The sequence below is a fragment of the Dethiosulfatibacter aminovorans DSM 17477 genome (genome assembly GCF_900142005.1).
Taxonomy (GTDB): Bacteria; Bacillota; Clostridia; order Tissierellales; family Dethiosulfatibacteraceae; genus Dethiosulfatibacter; species Dethiosulfatibacter aminovorans.
Genome location: NZ_FQZL01000011.1, coordinates 33,660 through 49,716, shown reverse-complemented (window position 1 = coordinate 49,716; position 16,057 = coordinate 33,660). Strand labels below are relative to the sequence as shown.

The 16,057-nt window shown below is 41.2% G+C and carries 15 protein-coding genes and 1 riboswitch; of the genes, 1 reads left to right on the top strand and 14 read right to left on the bottom strand.

Annotated elements, in window-relative coordinates; all coding sequences use genetic code 11:
• Window positions 1-87: 87 nt before the first annotated feature.
• The 8 genes from citF to BUB05_RS08775 all read right to left on the bottom strand — a co-directional run bounded on the left by citF (window position 88) and on the right by BUB05_RS08775 (window position 8,972).
• Window positions 88-1,632, bottom strand: a complete 1,545-nt coding sequence (gene citF / locus BUB05_RS08810) for a citrate lyase subunit alpha (protein WP_073049236.1) — start codon at window positions 1,630-1,632, stop codon at window positions 88-90.
• Window positions 1,626-2,519, bottom strand: coding sequence for an HpcH/HpaI aldolase/citrate lyase family protein (locus tag BUB05_RS08805; RefSeq protein WP_073049235.1), 894 nt, complete (start codon window positions 2,517-2,519; stop codon window positions 1,626-1,628). Before BUB05_RS08805 ends, citF begins: the two co-directional genes overlap by 7 nt.
• Complete coding sequence (gene citD, locus BUB05_RS08800) at window positions 2,519-2,794, bottom strand: citrate lyase acyl carrier protein (RefSeq protein ID WP_073049234.1); 276 nt, start codon at window positions 2,792-2,794, stop codon at window positions 2,519-2,521. Before citD ends, BUB05_RS08805 begins: the two co-directional genes overlap by 1 nt.
• 111 nt (window positions 2,795-2,905) lie before the next feature.
• Complete coding sequence (locus tag BUB05_RS08795) at window positions 2,906-3,277, bottom strand: hypothetical protein (protein WP_073049233.1); 372 nt, start codon at window positions 3,275-3,277, stop codon at window positions 2,906-2,908.
• A 5-nt stretch (window positions 3,278-3,282) separates the two neighbouring features.
• Entirely contained in the window at window positions 3,283-4,815 is a 1,533-nt protein-coding gene (locus tag BUB05_RS08790; RefSeq protein WP_073049232.1) for a tripartite tricarboxylate transporter permease, read from the bottom strand.
• Window positions 4,816-4,830: 15 nt separating this feature from the next.
• Window positions 4,831-5,289, bottom strand: coding sequence for a tripartite tricarboxylate transporter TctB family protein (locus BUB05_RS08785; protein ID WP_073049231.1), 459 nt, complete (start codon window positions 5,287-5,289; stop codon window positions 4,831-4,833).
• A gap of 93 nt (window positions 5,290-5,382) precedes the next feature.
• A complete protein-coding gene (locus BUB05_RS08780; RefSeq protein WP_073049230.1) occupies window positions 5,383-6,393 on the bottom strand; it encodes a tripartite tricarboxylate transporter substrate binding protein in 1,011 nt (336 codons plus the stop codon).
• A 347-nt stretch (window positions 6,394-6,740) separates the two neighbouring features.
• Window positions 6,741-8,972, bottom strand: coding sequence for a sensor histidine kinase (locus tag BUB05_RS08775; RefSeq protein ID WP_073049229.1), 2,232 nt, complete (start codon window positions 8,970-8,972; stop codon window positions 6,741-6,743).
• Between the two features lie 154 nt (window positions 8,973-9,126).
• Here BUB05_RS08775 and BUB05_RS08770 point away from each other — a divergent pair, with 154 nt between their 5' ends.
• Window positions 9,127-9,810: a response regulator transcription factor gene (locus BUB05_RS08770; protein ID WP_073049228.1), complete on the top strand. Its 684-nt coding sequence runs from the start codon at window positions 9,127-9,129 to the stop codon at window positions 9,808-9,810.
• Window positions 9,811-9,880: 70 nt separating this feature from the next.
• On the opposite strand, the gene thiD is transcribed toward BUB05_RS08770, so the two are convergent.
• The 6 genes from thiD to BUB05_RS08745 form a co-directional block, all read right to left on the bottom strand.
• Window positions 9,881-11,299, bottom strand: coding sequence for a bifunctional hydroxymethylpyrimidine kinase/phosphomethylpyrimidine kinase (thiD, locus tag BUB05_RS08765; protein ID WP_073049227.1), 1,419 nt, complete (start codon window positions 11,297-11,299; stop codon window positions 9,881-9,883).
• Window positions 11,286-12,107: a hydroxyethylthiazole kinase gene (gene thiM, locus BUB05_RS08760; protein WP_094762809.1), complete on the bottom strand. Its 822-nt coding sequence runs from the start codon at window positions 12,105-12,107 to the stop codon at window positions 11,286-11,288. The genes thiD and thiM overlap by 14 nt, the downstream gene beginning before the upstream one ends.
• 119 nt (window positions 12,108-12,226) lie before the next feature.
• A riboswitch (TPP riboswitch) is annotated at window positions 12,227-12,333 on the bottom strand.
• A gap of 99 nt (window positions 12,334-12,432) precedes the next feature.
• Window positions 12,433-12,885: an SRPBCC family protein gene (locus BUB05_RS08755; protein WP_073049226.1), complete on the bottom strand. Its 453-nt coding sequence runs from the start codon at window positions 12,883-12,885 to the stop codon at window positions 12,433-12,435.
• A gap of 171 nt (window positions 12,886-13,056) precedes the next feature.
• Window positions 13,057-13,152 (bottom strand): MetS family NSS transporter small subunit, encoded by a 96-nt coding sequence (locus tag BUB05_RS18450; protein ID WP_094762808.1) that lies wholly within the window; start codon window positions 13,150-13,152, stop codon window positions 13,057-13,059.
• Window positions 13,149-14,657, bottom strand: a complete 1,509-nt coding sequence (locus BUB05_RS08750) for a sodium-dependent transporter (protein ID WP_073049225.1) — start codon at window positions 14,655-14,657, stop codon at window positions 13,149-13,151. The genes BUB05_RS18450 and BUB05_RS08750 overlap by 4 nt, the downstream gene beginning before the upstream one ends.
• Window positions 14,658-14,886: 229 nt before the next feature.
• A complete protein-coding gene (locus tag BUB05_RS08745; protein WP_073049224.1) occupies window positions 14,887-15,855 on the bottom strand; it encodes an N-acetylmuramoyl-L-alanine amidase family protein in 969 nt (322 codons plus the stop codon).
• Window positions 15,856-16,057: the final 202 nt, after the last annotated feature.

The window sequence follows — 16,057 nt, the reverse complement described above, 5'->3', positions numbered from 1 at the left end:
GGAGAAGAATATGAGGTACAATCAGAAAAGATTTGCTTTGTATGCTCCCGTCTTCCTGGTATGAAAAATTAATGACTGTTTAAATGTTTACTTCTTTGTTTTGTATATTACATCGGTAACGGTACCGTCTCTGTATTCTATCACGCCTACTATTTCATCCGTATATTCAACACGTTCAGGTTTTCCTGTGAATCTCTCAACCTTTTCTCTCAATGCCTTGATGTCCATGTTCTCTATACCTGCAGTTTTTAGCTTTTCAATAAGATCTTTTCTTGCAGGATTCACGCAGATTCCTCTTTCGGTAACAAGTACATCTACGGTGTCTCCTGGAGTTACAACATTTGTCACCTCTTCAACAACAATAGGAATTCTCTTTCTCATCGTCGGTGCAACCACTACTGTAAGTTTTGCTCCTGCAGCCGTGTCAGGCGCTCCGCCAAGTGCTCCCATAATCATTCCTGTAGAGCCTGTAAGTGAATTTATGTTGAAGTTTTCATCTATCTCAGTAGCAGACAGAACCATTATGTCAAGCTGGTGGGCTGTACACGACTTATTGTGTGGATTCGCATACATTGCCGCAGACATTTCTATATGGTTTGGATTCCTCTTCATGGAGTCTACCGCATCAGCATCAAAGGTCTGTGTATCAAGAAGCGCCTTGAAAAGACCTTCTTCAAGAAGCTTGACAAGGTAGCTTGTAACACCACCTGCCGCAAAGCTTCCGGTAATCTTGTTCTCTATCATGTATTCACGAAGGAACTTGCACACTGCAAGTGACGGTCCACCCGAACCTGCCTGGAAGGCAAATCCTTCCTTAACATATCCCGATGCTATGAGTACCTTTGCTGCATTTTCAGCAATCAGAAGGTCAGTAGGGTTCTTTGTAACCCTTGTAGCACCTGTTGCTATTTTTGTGGGATCTCCTATGCTGTCAACCACTACAACATAGTCAACAAGTGTCATAGGTATTGATATCCTGTTCAAGGGGAATGGCATCAGATTGTCTGTTATGGCTATGACCTTGTCGGCATACTGGGCATCCACTATGGGGTATCCCATGGCACCGAAAGCTGATTTTCCTTCCATTCCGTTCATGTTTCCCATTTCATCACAGGCAGGGGCTCCAATAATTGCAATGTCTATCTTAACTTCCCCTGATTCTATTGCTCTTGCTCTTCCACCGTGGGTTCTGAACACTACAGGTTTTCCAAGGATGTTCTCCTCAGCCTGGGCCCTTCCTATGGCACCTCTAAGTCCTGATGTGTTAAGTCCTGTGACCACACCTGACTTGATATGCTCTATCAAGGGCTCGTGTGCATTGGTAAGTGAAGATGCAAATATTGTTATATCCTTGATGTCCATTGCAGCAAGTTCATCCAGTACTGAATTCAGTATATAGTCACCATTTCTCAAATGGTGGTGGAAGGAGATAGTCATTCCATCCCTTACTTCAGCCTTTTCAAGTGCTTCACGGATGTTTGCAACCATTTTGTCGTCCAATGGTTTAGATGCAACAATTTTAGGGCTCATTCTTATTCCTTCAGGCTTTGTAGCAAAAGGTCCCGCATAAGGTTTTGCATCTCCATAACTATCTATGTGTCTTGGTATGTCTCTTTTTATTTTATTTAGCATTGCTGGCCTCCTGCATATATACCTGCGCCTTCGGCCAGGCTCAAAATTCTTTTTGCCTTTTCAATTACCGGTATGTCAACCATCTTTCCATCCACCAGTATTACTCCACCCTTTGAAATGTCCGCCTTGGCAGCAGCCTCAACGATTTTTACGGATGATTCGACCTCGTCCATTGACGGTGTGAATACGCTGTGCACCAGGTTTATCTGGCTTGGATGTATGCATGACTTTCCTGAGAATCCAAGGTTGTGAGCTTCCCTTACCTCGTTCATGAAACCTTCAGCATCCCCTACATCTGCAAATACGGTATCTATTGAATCCACTCCTGCTATCTTTGCATTCATCACGATTGTGCTTCTGGCAAGGAACAGTTCCTTTCCTTCCCTTGTCCTGTTTGTCCCAAGGGTTCTGGTGAAGTCTTCGGCTCCGAATGATATTGAAACAACCCTATCTGAAGCAAGTGCTATTTCCAGTGAATTGTGCACTCCTATGGGAGTTTCTATTGCACACTGGATCTTTACAGATCCCTTTTCTATTCCGTGCTCTTCTTCCACTTCATCCAGCAGCTTGTGGAGTCTTTCCACATCGGCCTTCGATTCACACATCGGAAGTCTCATTCTTCTAAGACCTGCAGGAACAAGTTCCCTTACATCGCCTTCTCCAAATTCGGAGTTCAGCGAATTTATCCTTACGAACACTTCGCAATTTTCATAGTCTATCACCTTCAGCGCTTCCGCAATCAAATCCCTTGCTGCAATCTTGTCGCTGTAAGCTACTGCATCTTCAAGGTCAAATAGCAAACAGTCCGGCTTGTATATCATTGCTGTAAACAGGTGCTTTGGATTGCTAGCCGGACAGAACAGCATTGTTCTTCTTAAATTACCCATTACTGTACCTCCTTCAGTGCTTGTCTCAGAGCAGTCTTTGTTCTTGCCTTGATTACGAAGTCAAGAGCACCGAAATCCCTGACTGTCACATTTGCACCCTTTACATCAAATTCTTCAAGTACATCTCTTACCGCTTTTTCCATCTGTTTCCCGAAAAGGTTCTTTATCTTCGAGTTTATGTCTATATTTATTCTATCGTTTGTCAGTTCCACTTCCACTACACAATCCGAATTTTTTTCACGTCCACATGTTGCTTTTTTGTTTTCTGCTAACATTAAGTTCCTCCCTGCAATTTCACATTATTAATTTCTACAATTCAATGATACAGTCAAATCACCTATAATTCAAATTCCTAAAAAATATGTGTGACATAGTCAAAAGCTATATCACACAGAAATGCTTTCCATCATGGACCTGAACTTGTAGTTCAGGTATGTTGTTGCCACGAACAAGTCGACCATTATAAACCAGTGATACCATGTCTTGTCCACAACTATGAATATAAACATGAACAAGTATCCCCAGAAGAATACCTGGCCGATGCTGCTAATAAGGTTCCAGGCGTGAATACTCTTGAATTCACCTGACCTGGAATAAAGTGCTGTATAGTTCTTCCACAGGTCTGCAAGAAACAGACCTGCCGAAACAATTGTAAATCCTATGATCACTACCTTGTCCATATCAGCCGTCAAACAGGCCGCCAGAGTCAGAACCAATGATATCAACCATATTATTTTTATGTTTCTATTGTAAATCAATCAAATCAACTCGCTTTTTTCATCGGTTTGTTACTTTTTTTTTTCAAACTCAAAGCAGCAGACAGTCTAGGTCCTGCAATTGAGATTATTGTAGCTGCTATGAAAAATATTGTTATTGGGTCGCTTGCAAATATTCCGAAGTCTCCCTTTCCTATAAGCATTGCCTGCCTGAACGATGTCTCAAGCTTCACACCAAGGATAAGAGCAAGTATGAATGTTGCAACCGGTATATCCAGTTTCTTGACAAAGTATCCCAAGAGACCGAATCCAACTATTATTCCAAAGTCAAGTATTGAATATGTAAGTGAGTATGTTCCTATGAAACCAAGTGTTATTACACATGGTAGCAAAATTTTAGGCGGTGTCTTCAATACCTTTACAAGCTGGGTAGCAAGTGGAAGGTTGATGAAGAGAAGAATAAGGTTTGATATGAACATGCTTGCAACAACGGCCCATGCAATGTGTCCCTGTGTCGTAAAGAAAAGAGGTCCAGGCTTGACACCTATCATCATCAAGGCTCCTATCATTACTGCAGTGGTTCCGGATCCCGGTATTCCAAGAGTCAGCATAGGTATGATTGCACCTGTTGCAGCAGCATTGTTTGCAGCTTCCGGTACGGCCAACCCAATTATATTTCCTTTACCGAATGAATCAGGATCCTTGTGTAATTTCTTCTCCGTTGAATATGCAACCATTGTAGCTATAGTAGCTCCTGCTCCCGGAAGAACGCCTATGAGGAATCCTAGTGGAGTAGACCTTATTATAGGCAGGATACACTCTTTGAACTCTCCCTTTGTAAGCGCGACCTTGTTCACCTTTATTTCAGATGCTGTCTTTTCATTTTCCTTTACATATAAAAGCTTGTCGAAGTTGTTGTAAACTTCACCTATGGCATAGAATCCTATTATCAATACAAGGAAGTCTATTCCCTGATAAAGCTCTGGAATTCCCATGGTGAATCTTGTAGTTCCTGTAAGATAGTCCGCACCTATTGTTGAAACCATAAGTCCTATAAAGGTTGCAAACAGACCCTTCAGCATGTTTCCTCTTGAAATTGTCGATGTTGCGATAAGTGCGAAAGCCATAAGCATGGTATACTGCTGCGGTCCGAATTTTATTGCAAGTTTTGATATAGGCTGTGACAAGAGAGTCAGGAATACAACTGCAATGAGTCCGCCTATTATTGATGCTATGGCGGATATTGCCAGTGCTTCTCCTGCTCTTCCGTCCTTTGCCATTGGGTATCCGTCAAATGTTGCAGCTATGGCTCCACCGTCTCCTGGTGTGTTAAGCAGTATTGACGCTCTTGAACCACCGAACATTGCTCCAAAGTATATCGATACCATTGTCGCAAGTGCTGTCGTTGGGTCCATTCCAAATGTAAGCGGTATGAGTATTGCAACTCCTGTTGCGGGACCAAGTCCTGGAAGCATACCGATTATTGTTCCTAAAAATCCTCCGAAGGTTATCCAGAATATATTGCTTACCGTCATTATATCTCCGAAACCTGCGGCTAAGTTAATTAATATCTCGTTCATATTTTACTCCTTCAATTAAAATGGCAGAATTCCTCTTGGAAGTGATATCGAGAAAATCTTGGCGAATATCACATAACAGAGTACAGGGAATACTATTCCTATTATCAGATTAACAACTCTTTGACTCTTTCCAACATTGAATATGAAAAGTATTGATGTCAGCATGGCTATAGTTGATATCAAGAATCCAATTTTGTTGAAAATCACTATATACACTGCAAACACTGCTGTGAATATAGCCATCATTTTCAGAACCTTTGAGTCCATCTCCAGTACCGGGGCATTTTCGCCTGCTAATTGTCCTCTAGCTATAAGTAGTAATGAAAATATTATTGCGCCTATTGTTATGAGAATTGGGAAAACCGTTGTTCCTGCGAAAAATATTTCCGAAGGATTACTAAGGCGGGTAATTCCAAATCCGTATAATGCAGAAATAATGAGTCCTGCAATTCCTATTACTGTATCTTTTTTCATAATAGTTTTGTCCTTTCCTAAAATTTAAATCTTTTTTACACTTTTTTGAAAACGGGGATTGTTCAACTGACAATCCCCGTTGCAATCAAATTCCTATTTCACCATAAGTCCTGCTGCTTCAACAAGTGATTCGTAATTTACAATTTCTTCTTCCCACATTGCTTTTGTATCTGCACTGTTTCTGTAGTAGCTTACCCACTCGTTGTTGTCAAGAATCTCTTTCCAATCGTCAGTAGCTATTGCAGCTTCAATAAGCTCGTTCCACCATGCAATTTCTTCTTCAGTCATACCAGGTGCTCCAAGAAGTCCTCTCCAGTGAGGGAATACTACGTCAACACCTTGCTCTTGAATAGTTGGAATGTAGTCAAACTTTCCTTCATATCTTTCGTTTGAAGTGATTCCAAGACACTTAAGGTTTCCAGCTTCAACAAACTCAAGACCTTCAAGGGCTCCAGTGAAACACGCATCATAGAATCCACCCATGATACCTGTAAGAATCTCGCTTGTATCTGTTGCAACGATAGTCTTGTCAAATTCTGTAACGTCTATTCCGTAAGCCTTTGCAGTTGTCAGAGTTGCAAGATGGTCGTCATTTCCTTTACCAGGAGCAACAACAAACTGTACAGAATTAACATCAGCCTTTACTGCATCAAACAAATCGTTGATTGAGTTGTATGGAGAGTCTATGCTTACGAATACTCCGATCCACTCGTTTGTAAGGGTTGCTATTGGAGTAACATCATCTATTGAAGGCGCACCTTCAATACCCAACATACTGTTAAGATAGATATAAGATGAATCCATTGCGATCTTGTGAGGGTTCTTCTCGTCTATAAGTCCGTTCCATGCAATTGAACCGTTTCCACCAGGAAGGTTTGAAACAACAACGTTTACATCACCAGCAAGCTTGTTGTCAACTATTACCTTTTGAAGTGCTCTTGCAGTAGAGTCCCAACCGCCGCCTGGGCTTGCAGGTGCTATGATCTCCACTGTTTTTTCATAAGGAAACGCTTTCTCTTCACCTTCATTTCCACCTTGTGAACAACCAACACCCAGTGAAAGCGCCAATACCAATACCAATATTAAACTAATAATTCTCTTCATTTCTTCCTCCATAAGATTTTATTTATTACTTGATTTTATTCTATTCTATAAATCTTAACAAATTTTTAAACAAATCTTAAAATCCTTTAAGATTCAGGAAAGCGTCTTCGACGCGTCAACAGTTAGCCTGTTGTTCAATCGTGTAGAAAGTTTCCTTAAAAGCATAAAACCAAAGCTTCAAGGGTTTATGCATATTTAACTTTCTTAAGCCGTGAGAACGTTTTCCTCAACTTAACATTTACACTTTTTCAAGAACTTAACATTTGGACTTTTTAATAGAATAGAAAAATCCTGTTGGACAACATTCTTGTCATCCAACAGGATTTCATATTCTTGCATTTTACTCTCTAGATAAGTTCCTTTATTGATTCTATTATCTCACTATAGCTCACCGGACCCGTAATGTATACATCAATTATCTCCATTGTTTCACTTCCCGGTTCCTTCCTCATTCCATCCGCTATGTACAATATTTTTGTTTCCGGATATGCCCTTTTTGTAAGGTTTATCAGCTGGATTCCGTCAACAGTCAGGTCGTTGTCCGAAACAACAAGTATGTCAGGCTCTATCCTGCCGCTTGATACCATTGCCGCATAGGTTGCCTGATCCAGGTAGACACTGACATCATACTTGATAAGCGCTTTTTCAAGGGATTCAGCCATATCCTTCCTTACATTCACTATACAGATCTTTCCGTTTTCGGTTTTATCATCAGATGCTTCCTTATTAATCGAAAGCCTTACATCATCCATGTTGAGGAGAGGAAGATAAACATAGAAACTGGTTCCTTCGCCCACTTTGGAATCCACATAGATTTCACCCTTGTGATTCTTGATTATATCGGCTACAACAGAAAGTCCAAGTCCCGTACCATCCCCTTCCGTCTTCGTTGTATAGAAGGGAAGAAAGATATTCTTAAGGTCCTTTTCCTCTATGCCGCAGCCGTTATCCTTAATCTTAACCTCAATGCATCTGTCCTTCATCCTTGTGTCGGGACGGTCTTTAACCCCTTCGACCTGTCTGAGAGAAACTTTCAAAATACCGCCTTCATCCATGGCATGGATTCCATTTATTGCAATATTTACAAACACCTGCACCAACTGTGACCTGTTTCCATATACAAACATGGGAAGGTCCTCAATTTTTTTTATTATCGTTATTTTCTTGCTGAAGGAAACGCCTACAACCTTGATGCTTTTTTCCAGTGCATCCTTAAGGTCTACATCCCTGAAGGCTGAATAGGTCTTGTCCTGCCTTCCCACCAGCAATACCTGCTGGATTAGCTCCTGTGAATGCACTGCCGATTCGTTGATTACGTTTATTTCCTCAAGTGTCACTACTGCCTGTCCTTCATCCTCTATTTCCTCCTTGAGAAGATCTGTTAGGCCTATGACGGGAGTGAGGAGGTTGTTGAGCTCATGAACAATTCCCATGGTCATATAACCCATTGTCCTGTATTTGGTGTTCCTTGTCAGAAGCGCCTCCTTGTTGTGGAGCTCCTCCAATGCCGAATTGAATCGCCTCAGCTGGTTTGCTTCACTTTCCAGTCTCAGCTTATTTCTTGCAAGATAGTAGATTGCAGACAAGAGCATTGCAAAGGCCATTGTAAGAAGAAAGGCAAAAAGCATAATCCTGTTGTTTATGGCCATTATCTGGTTGAAATCATCATCTATATCAAAAGTCATGGAAATGATCCAGTAATCATCAAGAAAATACACAGGCATATATGCACTGATCATCTTCCTTTCAATAATCTTGCCGTCTTCTTCATACACCGATGTATAGACCCTTGCATCGGATTTTGCAGTAAGCTGGTCTCTCAATACTTTTTGGAATTCGCTGCCCTCCAGCTCCACATGGGTGTCAACATTATCCCTTATGCTGTTCATGCCTATGAAGTCCGGATTGCTGTGAAGGAGAATATCACCATATTGATCCTTAAGGGTTGGATGGGATTCAACGGGTATCTGCTGGGGAGATATGACCCTGTCGTATATGTCATTGAGACTTACGGTAATGATAAGGATTCTTTGCTTTCCATCCTGGGGAACGCTTTTTACTCCAAATGATATTACATATTCATTGTCATTGACAAGATATATGTCTATCTTGGTAGCCGTTTCAGCCGGGATTATTATGTTTCTCATATACTTTTTACCATCTCTCATTATCTTGTCGTATATTTCTTCGTTGAACAATTCACTTGAAGTATTATATTCGTCATACAATACATCATTGAAATTATCCATAAGGGTGACCGATTTCACTGTAACCTGCTGTCTGAAGGAAAAGTTCCTGAGGCTGACTACAGCATTTTCCTCATCTTCAAAAATTGTAGAGCTCAGAAGCTCCAGGTCGTTTCTCATATCATAGAAGTAATAGTTTATGGCTTCCGACACATAATACAACTGATTGAGGAGATTCTCCTTTTCGTTCTCAGTATTGATTTCCCTGCTTTCCGCAAAAGACCCATAGAGCATGAATGCAAAAATTCCAATTATTGCAGCTCCTGCAATTGCAAAGACTATTCTATTAAGCAGGATTTCTTTTATTATTTTCCTGAGACGCGATTCTTTCATGATTTCTTCTCCCCGGTTATCCTATCTTTCACTGCAGTATATTATATGTTATAATTATTCATTATAACACTATATTCACAGCTCAGGAAAGTAAAAGTGCATAAACCCTTTAACCGTTGGAATAAAAAATATTTGAATTTAGACAGGAGACAATATGGCCAAAAATCATATCTTGATTGTCGATGACGATAAAAACGTTCGCATGACCATAAAAAGAGTACTGGATAAGGAAAACATGACCTGCAAAGAAGCAGATGGTGGTGGTGAAGCCCTTGAAATATTGAAAAAAGAATCCTTCGACCTTGTTGTACTTGACATCAACATGGACGACATGGATGGATTTGAAGTGCTCTCATCAATGAGAAGAAACGGAAACGACACTCCCGTAATGTTTCTCAGCGGTCGAACCGAGGATTACGACATAATCCTGGGGCTGGGTCTCGGTGCAGACGATTATATAACAAAGCCCTTCAGGCCTAGGGTTCTTGCAGCTCAGATGAAAGCTATAATAAGACGTAACAAAAAAATCACAACCAGTGTGGTTCTGACTAGCGGTCCCTTCAAGTTCGATACGAAAACCATGAAGTCATACAAGAACGGAGAAGAGCTTCATCTGTCCTCCAAAGAAACATCACTTCTAAGATTCTTCATGGAAAACGAAGACAAGGTATTCAACAAGGACCAGCTCTTCGAAGCCATCTGGAACGAGAACGTCGTAGGCGACAACACAATAATGGTATACATTCACCATCTGCGAAACAAGATAGAAGAAGACCCCTCCAAGCCAAAATACATTCAGACTGTATGGGGCCTTGGGTATAAGTTTCATTGTGATTAAAAAAATCCGGTATCCTGCACTAAGGTGCGATACCGGATTTTCGATAAATATCTACTTTATCATAAGAAGATTATGACTTGAACTGATGATTGAGGGGTCCCCGTCCCTTCCCAAGGTTCAGCTTGTCTTTTATGGCCCCTGTTATGAATCCCTTGCTGTTTTCTATACTCTTTCTTATATCATATCCTTTGGCAAGGTTTGAAGCTATTGCAGACGAAAGGGTGCATCCGGTACCGTGGGTGTTTGGATTCTCTATCCTCTCGCTTTTGTACCAGAAAGTTTCTCCCCTGGAATACAGAAGATCGCTGGCTTCTTCATGGAGATGTCCTCCCTTTACAAGTATGTGGCCGCCGTACCAGCTGCTTATTTTCTCGGCAGCCATCACCATGTCATCCTTCGTTTCTATCTTCATATCGGCCAGCAGTTCCGCTTCGAATATGTTTGGGGTGATTACCTCTGCCAAAGGTATGAGTTTTTCCTTGAGCGCAAGCATTGCACCATCTTCAAGAAGCCTGCTGCCGCTTGTTGACACCATTACAGGGTCCACTACAACGTGTGTTGCCTTGTGTGCCTTCAGGCCTTCAGATATTGCATTAATTATTCCCACAGATGAAACCATTCCAACCTTTACAGCCTCCGGCCTTATGTCCTTGAATACACAGTCCATCTGATTGGCAACAAAATCCTCCGAGACATTTTCAATGCCGTATACTCCAGTTGTGTTTTGTGCAGTAAGTCCGGTTATCACACTCATGCCAAAACAGTTGTGGGCAGCCATTGTTTTAAGGTCTGCCTGTATTCCGGCGCCGCCGCTTGGATCTGAACCTGCTATTGTAAGTACCTTCCTTACTGTATCGTGTACCAGGATGTCCGATTTTTCTGCCATGTCCACAGTTGCTGCAGCTATGTCACCCTTGGCAAGTATTGAAGATACCACGGCAACTCCATATACCCCAGTCCTGTCCAGCTTAAGGATGTTGCTTTCATCGATTCCTCCAATTGCAACTACGGGAATCGATACGGTTTCTGTTATGGCCTTTAGCTCCTGTAGCTTAACAGGATTTGCATCGCCCTTTGTGGATGTGATGAACATCGCTCCCACGCCAAGGTAATCTGCTCCTTCAGCTTCAGCCTTGAGGGCTTCCTCTACTGTTGATACCGACACTCCAAGAATCCTGTCCTGCCCAATCTTCTTTCTTGCTTCAGTTACCGGCATGTCTCCCTGCCCAATATGGACTCCTGCAGCATCACATTTCACAGCTATTTCAACATCATCATTTATTATGAATGGAATCTTTCTTTCATCTGTAAGCTTTTTCATTTCCCGGGAAATTTTCAGGAAATCATCATGCTCCATATCCTTCTCCCGTATCTGGAGACAGGTGACACCATGGTCCAGTGCTGTCTTCACATCTTCAAGTATTCCTTCGGAGTTCCATCTCCTGTCAGTCACAAGATAAAGCTTCAAGTGTTCTCTAAAGATATTCAATCTTTCCACCTTCCTTCATTTCTTCTAGTCCTATTAGATCTATTCCGTCGATGAGATATCTCTTATAGCTTGATATCCCTTCGTTCTTGTTCTTCATTTCCAGTTCGGCACGTTCTCCTGCAAGGCCCATCTTCACAAGTGCCGCTACTACTGCATCAACCGGTCTTTCAGGATTGGATCCCACATAGGTGGCCATTACACTTCCAGTCATGCATCCTGTGCCAGTCACCCTGCTCATGTTGGGGTGTCCGTTTCTAACAGTTACAGCTTGTTCCCCATCCGTTACTATGTCTATAGCTCCTGTTACCGCTACAACGGAATCAAATTCCCTGGCGATTTTTTTTACATATTCAACCGCTTCAGCAAGGTTTTCAGTGCCTACTATGTCCTCGTCCTTTACGTCAACACCACCTGTATTCCTTTCCGCCTTGTAGAGTCCTTTGATTTCAGACATGTTTCCCTTTATTACCGTAAAGTATATTTCATTCATAAGCCTGTGAACAGTGTCATTTCTCATCCTTGATGCACCCATGCCCACAGGGTCAAGCAATACGGGAAGACCGAGGCAGTTTGCCCTTTTCCCCGCCTTTACCATGCTCTCTACAGTTCTTTCGTTGAGGGTTCCAATGTTTATGTACAGTACACTGCTGATTGACACAATTTCTTCGACTTCCTTCACGTCATCTGCCATGATTGGCGCTCCTCCCGCGGCCAGCACTACATTGGCGCAATCGTTGACTGTTACATAGTTGGTTATATGGTGTACCAATGGTGGCTTATTCCTTAAATTCTCAATGATCTTATCCATTATTTCTCCTTCGCCATTATTCATGAATGTCAGCAAACACATGATAATGCACTTGATTTTACACGGGAACCTTACCCATCTTAAAATACAAAAAACGCCTCACCTGAGACGTCAAAAAAACATTACTAATGTATGTTTCCTACGCTGGCATTACCCAGATCAGGTTCAATGGTCTGAAGCATCCGCTTCACTCTCAGCCGCTGTTGCAGCTCCCATGTTTACAATGATTATATTATAAATCGATTGGCTTTGCAATAAAATTCAGTTTCACTTACAATAAAAGAAGCAGCCTCTGCAGACTGCCTGAACACTTGCCTTCCGTTTTCTAGTGGCTTACAAGATAACTGGCAGATTCACAAATTGTTTTCAGGTTTTCAACAGAATTTGCCAGTGAACGGCCGATTATCTTTTCAATTGCTGAAGAATCAGCAATTTTACCAATTTTGCCCATTGAAAGAGTATACTTCCATTCCATTATAAATTCAGTGCCTTCATCCTGCAGTAATTGGGATGCTGTAAGTTCTCCGTTCATTACACCTGTTATTTTTCCCCTCCAGAAATCCTTCCGGTCTTCCATTACCTCAATGGTAACAGGCAACTTATTGCCCAGAATTGAATATCTGGCTTCGATGATTGTCCCTACTCCACCATCACCTGTCATTTCATCGGGTCCATGAAAGTTGACAAACCATACCCGCCATTTCCTTGGATCTCTTGCATAGATATGTACTTCTTTCACTGGAGCTTCAATAAACTCACTACTTCTTGCTTCCCCCACTGATTTCACCTCCATCCAATCATTTTTTGCTGAGATTTTATGTCGGCTAAAACTTATATTTATTCATTTTTAATTATATACTTTCATCGGTAATTAATTATAACATTCTAAAAAATAACAGTCAATCTCCATAAAAAAAAGACCTGTACGCTTATGGACAGGTCCAATCATTTATTTGTTTTTCATTGCTATTGACATGCAAACACCAAATCCACCCCAGGTGATTCCTATTGCAATTATCGCAAATATTATTCCGCCCGTACTCATACTGCATCACCTCTTGAAATTTGATTGTTTTTCTCATCTTCACCCTTGATGCGGTTGAATACTAAAGCTCCAACAACTATAAACACAAGAGTTCCTACTCCGTAAACCATAAGCGCTTTCAGTGAATACCCTTCATATCCTTTTGTAAAGTCAACATATGTATTGAATACAAACATTATGGCAAGAAGTGCCGGAGTCAGATATTTAAGCGTATATATCCACCATTTTCCAATGGCAAAATCAGACATGCCGTTTGCATAAGACCTTAGTTCCTCAAGATCTACCATATATGCAAGTACCAGTATCTCAACAAGTCCTGCAAGTGCAATGGCATATGTGTTGACAAAGTGGTCCACAATATCAAGTATGTAAAGTCCTGCTCCTGTAACGAATATCAAAGATATTAAGAATCCAATAACTATTATATATCTTAGAACCTTTTTTCTAGCTATGTCAAATTTGCCCTGAATGCTTGATACTATAACCTCGATGATTGACATGCTTGAGCTGAGCCCCGCAAATATCAGACAAAGGAAGAATATTGCTCCAAAGGTTCCGTTCATTCCCGGAAGTGCGTTGATTGCCTTTGGAAATACTATGAAGGCAAGCCCGATTCCGCCGGCAGAGACCTCTGCAACTGAAACACCCTGCTGTGCAGCCATATATCCAAGCACCGAAAAGACAGTCATTCCTGCAAGAATGCTGAAAGAGCAGTTTCCAAGTCCTGTCATGAATGCGTTGTTCACTATGTCTGTCTTTTCCGGAAGGTAGCTTGCATATGTAATCATGATACCGAAACAGATACTAAGTGAATAGAAAATTTGTCCGTACGCTGCAAGCCATACGGTAGGATCCGAAAGCTTTGAAAATTCGGGTTTGAAGAAATAGTCAAGACCCTGAACTGCTCCCTCAAGTGTAATGCCTCTTATTGCTACTATTACAAGACACGCAACAAGCAAAGGCATGAATATCTTGTTGGCCTTTTCTATTCCAGCCTTGATTCCGCTGCTCAATACAAAATAGTTGATCAGCCATACAGCAGCCAAAGCAAGGAGCATTCCCTTGTTAATATGCCCTATATTGAAGGGGCTGTCTGTAATGTTCAGGAATTCTCCGAAAAAGAATCCACTTGTGTCGGTCCCCCACTTTGATGAAAGTGCATAGAATGCATAGTTCATGGACCATCCGATAATAACCGTATAATAGACGGTTATTGATATGGATACAAATGTCTGGATCCATCCAAGGGATTGAAGGCCGTTCTTAACGCTTCCAAATACTCCCGGTACTGATTTCTTGATTTTATGCGCTATGGCAAACTCCAATATTAGAATCGGTATTCCTGCAGTTAAAAGTGCAAAAAGATAAGGAATCAAAAACGCTCCCCCTCCGTTGCTTGATGCAGTGTATGGAAATCTCCATATGTTACCCAGTCCGACTGCAGAACCAATAGCAGCCAGTATGAAGCCCAGTCTGGAGCCCCATTGTCCTCTTTGTTCGTTCATTTTATTCTCCTATATTATGTATTATTGCACATGAATACGAGACCTTCCTAAGAAAGTCTCGTATCGATGACCTTGAACATTCTAGTACATTATTAATTATTTGTAAAGATGTATTACAAAATTTTAACATATGGTGTATGTATTACAAAATTTTAACATATGGCTTTGTCACTTATAGCTATGTTTATAGCATCATTTTACAGTATCAGAGCGATTAAAAAATGAAGTGCTAATAGTATATATTCCTGTTCATGGGAACAGGCCCATGAAAGAAATGTCTCAATATTGCATCAGCTGCATATTCAGCCATTTCTTCCCAGTTTTCATTTATAATGATCGCATCGTGCTCATTGTCGGCATAGCCGTATTCGACGATATAGCTTTCAGAGTCATTGTTATGATGAACGAAATAGTAGTCCAGCTCGGGATGGTCGGTATCCCTTCGGAAGTGAACACTTCTGACTTCCAGTCCTGCCTTGGAAATCGTATCTGCCATGTCATAGGCAAAGGACTCATCAGCCTTCATGCTATATAGAATATCGATTCCACTCAGCCATCCGTTGTACTTGTTGATATGGTTGCTTATGAACATATCAGCTTCGATATAGTTTGACAACTCGCACCGATCATAGAGGGTCACATATTCATCCTTACTTCTGGTCAGAACAACTCGTATTCCTCCTTCTTCAAGGAGTTTCTTCATCAAAAGGGTTATCTTGAGATTGAGCTCCTTCTCAAGCCACAAACCATTTGACCCTTCCCCGTCATCAAATCCACCATGGCCTGCATCCAATACCACTACAGGTCTGGTCAAGCCTAATTCCAGGCGTCCCTTCTCGTCCCTTATGAACTGTACATACAGTATCTCATCTTTTTCCGTGTCATATACATAATGAACCATTACAGGGTCCCCACGTCGGAGTATCTTGTATTCGATAATTGAAATATCAAGCTTTACAGTTTCACTGATGCTTTGAAGTTCAATGTCCACTGTATAAGCAGTCTCGTCTTCGCCAGCTCCAGTCTCATTCGTACCCGATACTATTCCCTCTTCATTGATCCAAAGTATGCTGTCATGGTTTATCAAGTTCATATTGCCAAATACATGACTGGTGTTTTCACTTTTTGAAGACGCAGTAAAAAAGCCCAGTAAAAATGAAATTACTATTATTATAAAGGTTGATCGCCAGTTTTTCATTTAAATCCCGTCCTTATAGGATATCAGCTGCAATGCACATTATACGAAAAATCCACCTAACTATATTTTATCACAGGACAAACCTCTGTTCAAAAGCTAACCGACACTATTTGCAAGATGACAAAACTGTAAAAAAGGTTTAGAATTAAAGTAGGAACTGCAATACAATTCGAATATTGTATAAAACAATGTTTAGGGGTGA